This is a genomic window from Pseudomonas sp. SDO55104_S430 (assembly GCF_054070595.1).
Genome location: NZ_JBSVXG010000211.1, coordinates 1 through 9,751 on the forward strand (window position 1 = coordinate 1; position 9,751 = coordinate 9,751).

8 protein-coding genes are annotated in these 9,751 nt (G+C 63.4%); 5 read left to right on the forward strand and 3 right to left on the reverse strand.

Annotation, left to right across the window (positions count from 1 at the left end):
- Window positions 1-61 precede the first annotated feature (61 nt).
- Window positions 62-2,974 carry an aminotransferase gene (locus ACW9JE_RS24990; protein WP_457434248.1) on the reverse strand — a complete coding sequence of 971 codons (2,913 nt, stop codon included), beginning with the start codon at window positions 2,972-2,974 and terminating at the stop codon, window positions 62-64.
- Window positions 2,975-3,142: 168 nt separating this feature from the next.
- On the opposite strand from ACW9JE_RS24990, the gene rfbC reads away from it, so the two are divergent.
- The 4 genes from rfbC to ACW9JE_RS25010 are packed head-to-tail and all read left to right on the forward strand — an operon-like array spanning window position 3,143 to window position 7,397.
- On the forward strand, window positions 3,143-3,688 hold the full coding sequence (gene rfbC, locus ACW9JE_RS24995) for a dTDP-4-dehydrorhamnose 3,5-epimerase (protein ID WP_224542127.1): 546 nt from the start codon (window positions 3,143-3,145) through the stop codon (window positions 3,686-3,688).
- Window positions 3,689-3,701: 13 nt separating this feature from the next.
- Entirely contained in the window at window positions 3,702-5,510 is a 1,809-nt protein-coding gene (locus ACW9JE_RS25000) for a sensor histidine kinase (RefSeq protein ID WP_457434249.1), read from the forward strand.
- On the forward strand, window positions 5,507-6,901 hold the full coding sequence (locus ACW9JE_RS25005; RefSeq protein ID WP_457434250.1) for a sigma-54-dependent transcriptional regulator: 1,395 nt from the start codon (window positions 5,507-5,509) through the stop codon (window positions 6,899-6,901). Before ACW9JE_RS25000 ends, ACW9JE_RS25005 begins: the two co-directional genes overlap by 4 nt.
- Window positions 6,902-6,941: 40 nt before the next feature.
- Window positions 6,942-7,397: a YiiD C-terminal domain-containing protein gene (locus ACW9JE_RS25010; RefSeq protein ID WP_224539089.1), complete on the forward strand. Its 456-nt coding sequence runs from the start codon at window positions 6,942-6,944 to the stop codon at window positions 7,395-7,397.
- Window positions 7,398-7,542: 145 nt separating this feature from the next.
- Here ACW9JE_RS25010 and cysQ read toward each other — a convergent pair whose 3' ends face one another.
- Entirely contained in the window at window positions 7,543-8,370 is an 828-nt protein-coding gene (gene cysQ, locus ACW9JE_RS25015; RefSeq protein WP_457434251.1) for a 3'(2'),5'-bisphosphate nucleotidase CysQ, read from the reverse strand.
- Window positions 8,367-8,933, reverse strand: a complete 567-nt coding sequence (nudE, locus tag ACW9JE_RS25020) for an ADP compounds hydrolase NudE (protein ID WP_224539094.1) — start codon at window positions 8,931-8,933, stop codon at window positions 8,367-8,369. The genes cysQ and nudE overlap by 4 nt, the downstream gene beginning before the upstream one ends.
- Before the next feature lie 88 nt (window positions 8,934-9,021).
- On the opposite strand from nudE, the gene yrfG reads away from it, so the two are divergent.
- Complete coding sequence (gene yrfG / locus ACW9JE_RS25025; RefSeq protein ID WP_224539096.1) at window positions 9,022-9,684, forward strand: GMP/IMP nucleotidase; 663 nt, start codon at window positions 9,022-9,024, stop codon at window positions 9,682-9,684.
- Window positions 9,685-9,751: the final 67 nt, after the last annotated feature.

Genomic DNA, 9,751 nt, shown 5'->3' on the forward strand with positions numbered 1-9,751 from the left:
TACGGATACGGGGTACGGTATCTGTAGGAGCGAGGCTTGCCCGCGAAGGCAATTTCAAATTTTACAAATCTTCGGAAAGCACCTTGGAAAGCATATCCACAAAGAAATCCACGCTCTGGCGCGACGTGACCATCGGCGGCTTGATCTTGAGCACATTCAGGTAATCCCCGGTCGGCTGCATGAAAATCCCCAGATCACGCAGACGATTGCACAGCGCCGTGGTTTCCTCGGTCGCCGGTTCCAGGGTTTCGCGGTTGCGGATCAGCTCCACGCCCAGGTAGAAACCGGAACCATGCACCGCCCCCACCAGCGGATGAATATTGACCAATGCCTCCAGACGCTCCTTGAAGTAGCCGCCCACCACCTGGGCGTTCTCCCAGAGCTTTTCCCCTTCCATGACATCCAGCACCGCCATGCCGATCTCGCAACTGACCGGGCTGCCGCCGGCCGACGAGAAGAAATACCCCTCGGCTTCCAGCGCCTCGGCGATTTCCCGGCGGGTGATCACCGCGCCCAGCGGCTGGCCGTTACCCATGCCCTTGGCCATGGTGATGATGTCCGGCACCACGCCCTGCTCTTCGAAGCCCCAGAAGAAGTGGCCCATGCGTCCGTAACCGACCTGCACTTCGTCGGCGATGCACACGCCGCCCTGGGCGCGCACCTTGGCGTAGACCTCTTTGAGGTAGCCCGCGGGAAGCGAGATGCCGCCGGCATTGCCATACACCGGCTCGCAGATGAAACCGGCCAGCTGGCGTTTCTGCTCGGCGATCTTCGCCAGGTTGTGTTCGACGCTGCGCACGTAGTCCGGCGCGCTGTCCGGGCCGCGGAATTCGCCGCGATAGGTGTTCGGCGCCACCACCGGATGCACCCAGTCCGGGCGGCTGCTCAAGGCCTTGGGGTTGTCGGCGATCGACGTCGACACCGCGTCCGCGCCCACGGTCCAGCCGTGATAGGCCTCCAGCACGCTGACAATGTCGCGCCCGCCGCTGTAGGCCCAGGCCAGACGGATCGCCAGGTCGTTGGCCTCGCTGCCGCTGTTGACCAAGAACACGCGGTCCATGGAGTCCGGCGCCAGTTTCAGCAAGCGCTCGGAAAACTCCGCCACGGCGGCATAGTTGAAGCGCGAGTTGGTGTTGAGCAGCGACCATTGGCGGCTGGCGACGGCGGCCATGCGCGGATGACCGTGACCGAGCACCGCGACGTTGTTGAGCATGTCGAGGTAGGAACGACCCTGCATGTCGATCAGGTGATTGCGCCAGCCGCGTTCGATACGCGGCGGGTCGACGTAATAGTGTTTCTGCGTGCGGGCGAAGCTGGCGTCGCGACGGGCCAGCAAGGTCTGCGCATCGAGCTCTTCTTCCGCGTCACAGGCCAGCCCCAGCAGCGCCGCCGGAGACGGGCACAGCGCCTGCCAGGCCGCTGCGCGGGTCGGCGTGCAGAACAGCGGCGCATTGAACGATGCGTCACGGCACAGCTGCACCACCAAAGGTCCGCTGACGGCGCCCAACACCTGGCCTTTGACCAGCGCGGCACCAGCATGCACCGAAGACGTCACGCCCCACAAACGCACGCTCAGCTGCGGGCCGTCCAGTTGCAGCACGCCCGCCGAAGGCTGGTGCACCACACCGGCAAACGGCGCTTCGACCGCCGTGCCCTGAGGTACACGCAACTCGACGTGCAACGGGAACGTCTCGGGCTCGATGGCGCTGTCCGGCTGGGTGCGGGACAGCCGGTATTGCCCATAACGACTGGCCGCCAGCCCGTGAAACTTCTCGGCGCCATCGAGCAAACGCTGATCGATGCCCTCTTCTTCCCAATTGCCGGCCTCGAAGTGATAGCTCAGCACCCCCAGATCGATCAACGGAAACTCACGCCCCACCAGGCTCGGCAGCAGCGGCGCGAAGCCTTCGGTGACGATGGCCGGCAGGTTCTGCCCGACGGCGGTGAGGATCGCCGCTTCCATCAGCGCCAGCGGCACCGAGGTCGCCACGCGGAAGATTTCCCACTCGTGGGTCAGGTTGTCGCGACTGTAGGTGTTGCCCGGATCGATGCTGACCTGCTGCTCGCCACTGAGCACCAGCACCGCCGCACGGGCGACGATCAGCGGCCACAGCGCCAGCAGTTCTTCATGGGTCAGCGGGTTGACCGCGTGATAGGCCTGCACCGCCGGCAAAATGCAGAACGGATCGCCATCGCCGTGGTGCAGCAGGGCCGCGCAGGTCACGGACAGATCGGTGATGCGCCAGGTGCGCACCAGATCACCGAAATCGATCACGCCCTGCAACTGCCACTGACGCTCGGCGTCGCGCTGCCAGACCACGTTGTCATCGGTGATGTCCATGTGAATGGCCTGCACCGGCAACTTCTCCACCAGCGGCTGCAGGTGACGTTCAGCCTGCGCCGCCGCTTCAGCGATCAGTTTGCGCTGGGCGTCGTCCTGGATCACCGGCAGCAGATGCGCGATCAACGCCTGGGCGTGGCGCGCGTCCCATTGCAGCGTGCGTACCAGGCCCGGATGGTCGAAGGCCGCCAGCGCCAGGTCCATCTCGCCGCACAGGCGACCGAAACCGGCCACTACGGTGCGGTTGAAATGGTCGAGGTGAGTCAGGGACTGACCTTCGATGTAATCGAGCAGACGTACATGCACCGCCTGGCCCGCGACATCCAGCGACAGCAGATCCTCACCGCTTTTCGCCGGGATCACCCGCGGCACGTGCACGTCGGGGTGCTGCCCCAGATGCTTGAGGCCGGCGTGTTGAGCCTGCAACTCCACGGCTGAATAATCGCCGCGGCAGATTTTCAGGACGAAACGACCCCGGTCACTGTCGACGCGGTAATTCAGATCCTGTTGACTGCCCAGAGCCTGCAACTTGCCGCTCAGCCCGTAATGTTCCTGCAACAGCTCAAGTGCCTGCTGCGCAGAAACCTGCGGGCTGGGCAAACTGGCGCGATGAATCAAGGTGGCGAGTGGCATGGAACGGACTCCAGGATGAGGGTGTTAAATTTATTAGGCGCCTATATCGCCACTGCTCGAGCCGATACGCAACCCCCCGCCCCCGACTTGCCCGCCCAGCGGTGACTCGCACCCGACGACGCTTTGCGCAAGAATGTCGCCCAGCAACGCTTACTGTCGGAGAGAACCATGAATGTCATTGCCACCGAGCTGCCCGGAATTCTGATCCTCGAACCCCGGGTGCTGGAGGACGAACGTGGTTTCTTTCTCGAAAGCTTCAACGCCGAAACCTTCGCCCACGCCACCGGCGTGCAGGCAACCTTCGTTCAGGACAACCATTCGCGCTCGAAGAAAGGCGTCTTGCGCGGCCTGCATTACCAACTGGAAACGCCCCAAGGCAAACTGGTTCGCGTCATTAGCGGCCAAGTCCTGGACGTGACGGTGGACCTGCGCCGCAGCTCGCCGCATTTCGGCCAGTGGCTGGCGGTGCATCTGCGCGCCGAAGACCATCGCCAGCTGTGGATTCCCGAGGGTTTCGCCCACGGCTTCGTCGCCTTGAGCGAGGCCGCCGAGGTGCTCTACAAGACCACCGACTATTACGATCCACACGCCGAGCGCACTATTCGCTGGGACGACCCGGACCTGGCCATCGACTGGCAGCTGGATGGCGCGCCGCTGCTCTCGGCCAAGGATCAATGCGCAGCACTGTTCAAGGATGCCGACGTCTTTGCCTAGCCAAAATGTACCCATGACAACGAACCGTCTGCGCAGACCCCGCTGGCGCAGCCTGGCCCTGCTCGCGCTGTGTCTGGCGCCGCTGCTGTGGCCGCTTGAGCATCTGGCCGAGCGTTATTACCGCAGCGAACTGGCCGGGCAGAATCGCCAGACTCTGGACCTCTACGTGGCCAACCTGCTGGGCACCCTGCACCGCTATGAAGTGCTGCCGCAGATTCTCGGCGACCTGCCGGCCCTGCGCGCCGTGCTCGGCGCGCCCGACGACAGCGTCAACCAGGGCAACGCCAACCGACTGTTAAAAAACATCAGCACCCAGACCGGTGCCGAAGTCATGTACCTGATGGACACCACGGGCAAGACCCTGGCGGCCTCCAACTGGGATAAACACGACAGTTTCGTCGGACGCAATTTTTCCTTCAGGCCGTATTTCAGCGAAGCCATGGCCGGGCGCCTCGGGCGCTTTTTCGGGCTGGGCACCACGTCTGCCAAGCGCGGTTACTTCTTCGCCGCCGCCGTGCGCAACGGCGAGAAAATCACCGGCGTGCTGGTGGTCAAGGTCGATCTGGACCACACCGAAAGCCTGTGGGGCAAAACCCCCGAACAACTGCTGCTGACCGACCACAACGGCGTGGTCATTCTCACCTCGCGGCCGGAATGGCGTTTCCGCGCGACCCGCCCGTTGAGCGAAGACGAGCGCCTGGCCATCAGCGCGATCCAGCCGTATCCGACCCGCGAGCCGAAGCCGCTCAAGCTCAATACCAATGCCTGGCTGACCCAGACCCAGACCATCGCGGAAACTGGCTGGAACGTCAGCATCCTTGCCCCACGCACCCTGATCGACCGGCCCGTGCGCACCGTGGTCGCCATCGGCGGTGCGACTTTATTGGTAGTGATGTTGCTGCTCGGCCTGATGATGCAGCGCCGCCGCCATTACCTGGAGCGTATCGATTTCGAGGCCAAGGCCCGGCGTGAACTCGAAGGCCGCGTCGCCGAGCGCACCAGTGACCTGGAAGGACTCAACCGGCGCCTCAAACAGGAAGTGCTGGAACGCGAACAGGCCCAGCAGGAGCTGGTGCGCGCCCAGGACGATGTGGTTCAGGCCGGCAAGCTCTCGGCTCTGGGAACGATGTCGGCAAGCATCAGCCACGAACTCAACCAGCCCATCGCCGCGATCCGCAGTTACGCGGAGAACGCCGAAGTGCTGCTCGACCACCAGCGCACCGACGACGCGCGCGGCAACCTCAAGCTGATCAGCGAACTGACCGGGCGCATGGCCTCGATCATCGCCCACCTGCGCGCCTTTGCCCGCCGCGACCGCCACGCCCCGGAAAGCGTCGCCCTGCAACCGGCACTGGACGACGCCCTGGCGCTGCTGGCCAAGCGCCGGCGCAGCATGGAGGTGGAGCTGATCCGCGATTTGCCCGCCGCGACGCTGTGGGTCGAGGCCGGGGAAACCCGCCTGCGTCAGGTACTCGGCAACCTGCTGGCCAACGCCCTGGATGCCCTGACCGAAAAAGGCCCGCCGCGAAAACTCTGGTTGAGTGCCCAATCCACCGCCGATGGCGTCAACCTGTACATTCGCGACAACGGCCCCGGTTTCTGCATGGAAGCCCTCGGCCGCGCCAGCGAGCCCTTCTACACCACCAAGACCCGCACCCAGGGGCTTGGCCTGGGCCTGGCGATCTGCGAGACCCTGATGCGCGCTTTCGGTGGTGAACTGTCGTTCGCCAACCACAAGGAAGGTGGCGCGCTGATTACCCTGAAACTGCGCGCAGGCGCACCGGGCGTGAGCCTGCAACCGTCCGAGGACCGAAGTGCATGACCATCGACAATCGCATTCAGGTCGTGTTGATCGACGACGATCCCCACTTGCGTCAGGCCCTGAGCCAGACCCTCGATCTGGCCGGCCTGAAGGTGGTGTCGCTGGGCGAAGCCCGTGGCCTGGCCGCGCAAATCGAACGCGACTGGCCGGGTGTGGTGGTCAGCGACATTCGCATGCCCGGCATGGACGGTATCGAGTTGCTCAACGAACTGCATGCCCAGGACCCGGAGCTGCCGGTGCTGCTGATCACCGGCCACGGCGACGTGCCGCTGGCGGTGCAAGCGATGCGCGCCGGGGCTTATGACTTTCTGGAAAAACCCTTCGCCAGCGATGCCCTGCTCGACAGCGTGCGCCGCGCCCTGGCCCTGCGCCGTCTGGTGCTGGATAACCGCAGCCTGCGGCTGGCCTTGAGCGATCGCAATGAACTGAGTACGCGACTGGTCGGGCAATCGCCTTCGATGTTGCGTCTGCGCGAACAAATTGGCGCCTTGGCGGCGACCAGGGCCGACGTGCTGATCCTCGGCGAAACCGGCGCCGGCAAGGAAGTGGTCGCCAGGGCGCTGCATGATCTGTCGAACCGCCGAAGCGGCCCGTTTGTGGCGATCAACGCAGGAGCCTTGGCCGAGTCGGTGGTCGAAAGCGAGTTGTTCGGCCACGAGCCCGGCGCCTTCACTGGGGCGCAGAAACGGCGCATCGGCAAGTTCGAATTCGCCAACGGCGGCACCCTGTTCCTCGATGAAATCGAGAGCATGAGCCTGGATGTACAGGTGAAGTTGCTGCGTTTGCTGCAAGAGCGGGTGGTCGAACGCCTGGGCGGTAACCAACTGATCCCCCTGGACATCCGCATCATCGCCGCCACCAAGGAAGACCTGCGCCAGTCCGCCGATCAGGGCCGTTTCCGCGCCGACCTTTATTACCGCCTGAACGTCGCACCGCTGCGCATTCCGCCGCTGCGCGAACGTGGCGAAGATGCGCTGGTGCTGTTCCAGCACTATGCCGACGAAGCGAGCGCCCGCCACGGTTTGCCACCCCATGAACTGCAACCTGGCCAGCGCGCCCTGCTGTTGCGTCACACCTGGCCGGGCAACGTGCGCGAACTACAGAACGCCGCCGAACGCTTTGCCCTGGGCCTTGAACTGGCGCTGGACAACAACGAGGCCCAAGGCGCTGCCGGCACCACGGTCGAAGTGGTCAGCGGCGGCTTGAGCGAGCAAGTGGAAAACTTCGAAAAAACCCTGATCGCCGCCGAGCTGGCGCGCTCGCACAGCTCCTTGCGCAGCGTCGCCGAAGCCCTGGGCATTCCGCGCAAGACTTTGCACGACAAGCTGCGCAAGCACGGCCTGAGCTTCGCCGACAGTGGTGGTGCCAACCATAGCGACGAACTCGAGTGAGCCAACGTCCGATCAACTTCTGCACACAAGAGAGCGCTGAATGAGCCGCGACAGTCGTCAACTGGAATCGATCCTGCACCACGACATCCCCCTCACCCGGGACATGGGCCTCAAAGTGCTCGACTGGCACGATCAGCAACTGCGCCTGCACTTGCCGCTGGAGGCCAACGTCAATCACAAGAGCACCATGTTCGGCGGCAGCCTGTATTGCGGCGCGGTGCTGGCGGGTTGGGGCTGGATGCATTTGCGACTGAAGGAAGAAGGCATTACCGACGGGCATATCGTGATTCAGGAAGGCCAGATCAACTATCCGCTACCGGTGACGGGCGACGCCCACGCCATCTGCCCGGCGCCGAGTGCGCAGGTGTGGAAGAAGTTTCTGACGATGTATCAGCGTTATGGCCGGGCGCGGTTGGCCCTGAATACGCGGGTGGTGAATGCGGGAAGCGATGAGGATGCGGTGAGGTTCGTGGGGCAGTATGTTCTGCACCGGTAGAGTACCTGTGGCGAGGGGGCTTGTCGAAACGTCGCACCGCCCCGTTGGGTCGCAAAGCGGCCCCAAAAAGATGGGACTGCTGCGCAGTCCAACGGGGGCAAGCCCCCTCGCCACAGAGGTAATGAGGTAATGAGGTAATACGGACTCAGGAACGGGCCAGTTCCAACAAAGTCTCCCGCCAAGCCGCCTTCGCCGGCAACGCCAGGAAAAACCCGTTCAACAACGATTCCCGCGCTGGATAACTGAACGGCTCACCACTCAAATCCAGCACCTCGCCGCCCGCCCCTTCCAGCACACCCTGCGCCGCCGCCGTGTCCCACTGGGAAGTCGGCGCCAGACGCGGATAGCAATCCGCCGCCCCTTCAGCCAACAGACAAAACTTCAGCGAACTGCCGATGTTCGCCAGTTCCAGTTCACCCAATCCGCTGCTCAAGCCCGCCAGCAAACGCTCCTGTTCCGGGCTGGAGTGCCGACGGCTGGCAACCACGGTAAAGGCTTTCCCCGCCGGCGGCACTTCGCGCACTTGAATCGGCTGCGGTTCGGCACCTTTGTCGCCACGCCACGCACCCAACCCCGCACCACCGACATAAAACCGGCCGTTGGTCGGCATCGAAACCACGCCGAACACCACCCGCCCCTGCTCGATCAGCGCGATATTGACGGTGAACTCTTCACTACCCGAAATGAATTCCTTGGTGCCGTCCAGCGGGTCCACCAGCCACCAGCGCTGCCAGCCGGCGCGCACGTTTTGCGGGATGTTGGCGTCTTCTTCGGACAACACGGGGATGCTCGGGTCCAGCGCCGTCAGCCCGGCGACGATCAGATGGTGAGCGGCCAGATCCGCAGCCGTAACCGGCGAATCATCGGACTTGGCCGTTACCGCAGTGCCTGTGCGCCAGAACGGCAGGATCGCATCGCCCGCCTTCAACGCCAGTTCGATCACCGGCGCCATCAATGGATGAGGGAAATTCATGGCAGGAACACTCCGCGCTGGGTCAACAGATCTCGGGCCAGGTACAACGCCGCCAAGGCGCGGCCTTCAGTGAATTGCGGATTTTGCGCCAACGCCGACAGCTCCCGCAGATTGACCTTGCCCAGCCCCATGGGCTCCGGCTCGTCACCTGGCAGACGCTCTTCGTACAGATCGGTGGCCAGCACCACCTGGATCTTCTGGCTCATGTAACCGGGCGACAACGACAACTCGGTCAGATGCTCCAGCTGCCGCGCGCCAAAACCGGCCTCTTCTTTAAGCTCACGGTCCGCCGCCGCCAGCACGTCTTCACCCGGCTCGATCAAGCCCTTGGGCAACGACAGTTCGTATTCGTCCGTGCCGCCGCAATACTCCTCGACCAGCACCGCATGATCAGCATCGAGCATCGCCACCACCATCACCGCGCCATAACCGGCACCTTTGCCAACCAGGCGCTCATAGGTGCGTTCCACGCCATTGGAAAAGCGCAGCTTGAGCTCTTCAACGCAGAACAAACGACTGGTGGCGACGATTTCGCGGGCGAGGACGGTGGGTTTCTGGCGCATGCAAAGCTCCTTGGCGTGAACGCGCTACTATAACGCGGCTTTCCCGATTGTTTACGCCAGATATCTTTCTACCGCCCGAGACACTGCCATGCCTTTATTACCATGGCCCGACATCGACACCGTCCTGCTGGACATGGACGGCACGCTGTTGGACCTGCACTTCGACAACCATTTCTGGCTGGAGCATCTGCCCCAGCGCTACGCCGAATTGCACGGGGTCAGCCGGGCCATGGCCGAGCTTGAGTTGCAGCCGCTGTTCGAACGCAACGCCGGCCAGTTGCAGTGGTACTGCCTGGATTTCTGGAGCGCGGAACTGAAGCTTCCGGTGCGCGAACTGAAACTGGAAACCGCCCATTTGATCGCCCTGCGCCCGGACGCGGACACTTTTCTTGCGGCGATCAAAAAGGCCGGCAAGCGTGTGGTGATGATCACCAACGCGCACCGCGATTCACTGTCGCTCAAGCTTGAAAGGATCGAACTGGCGCCGTACTTCGAGCGTTTGATCAGCTCTCATGATTACGGTTTCCCCAAAGAGAACCCGCAGTTCTGGGACGCGTTGCAGGCCGACATCGATTTCGACCCGGCGCGCAGCCTGTTCATCGACGACACCTTGCCGATTCTGCGCAGTGCGCGGGATTTCGGCGTGGCGCATCTGCTGGCCGTCAAAGAGCCCGACAGCCGCAAGGGGCCCAAGGACACGGCGGAGTTTGCGGCGGTTGAGGATTATCGGGAGTTGATTGCAGGCCTTTAAAACCGAGGCGCCTGGTTCGCGGGCAAGCCTCGCTCCTACAGGTCAAATTTGTGATCGACACAAAACC

Coding starts and splice junctions, on each gene's coding strand:
- ACW9JE_RS24990 (WP_457434248.1), bottom strand. CDS start 2,974: ATGCCACTCGCCACCTTGATTCATCGCGCCAGTTTGCCCAGCCCGCAG.
- rfbC (WP_224542127.1), top strand. CDS start 3,143: ATGAATGTCATTGCCACCGAGCTGCCCGGAATTCTGATCCTCGAACCC.
- ACW9JE_RS25000 (WP_457434249.1), top strand. CDS start 3,702: ATGACAACGAACCGTCTGCGCAGACCCCGCTGGCGCAGCCTGGCCCTG.
- ACW9JE_RS25005 (WP_457434250.1), top strand. CDS start 5,507: ATGACCATCGACAATCGCATTCAGGTCGTGTTGATCGACGACGATCCC.
- ACW9JE_RS25010 (WP_224539089.1), top strand. CDS start 6,942: ATGAGCCGCGACAGTCGTCAACTGGAATCGATCCTGCACCACGACATC.
- cysQ (WP_457434251.1), bottom strand. CDS start 8,370: ATGAATTTCCCTCATCCATTGATGGCGCCGGTGATCGAACTGGCGTTG.
- nudE (WP_224539094.1), bottom strand. CDS start 8,933: ATGCGCCAGAAACCCACCGTCCTCGCCCGCGAAATCGTCGCCACCAGT.
- yrfG (WP_224539096.1), top strand. CDS start 9,022: ATGCCTTTATTACCATGGCCCGACATCGACACCGTCCTGCTGGACATG.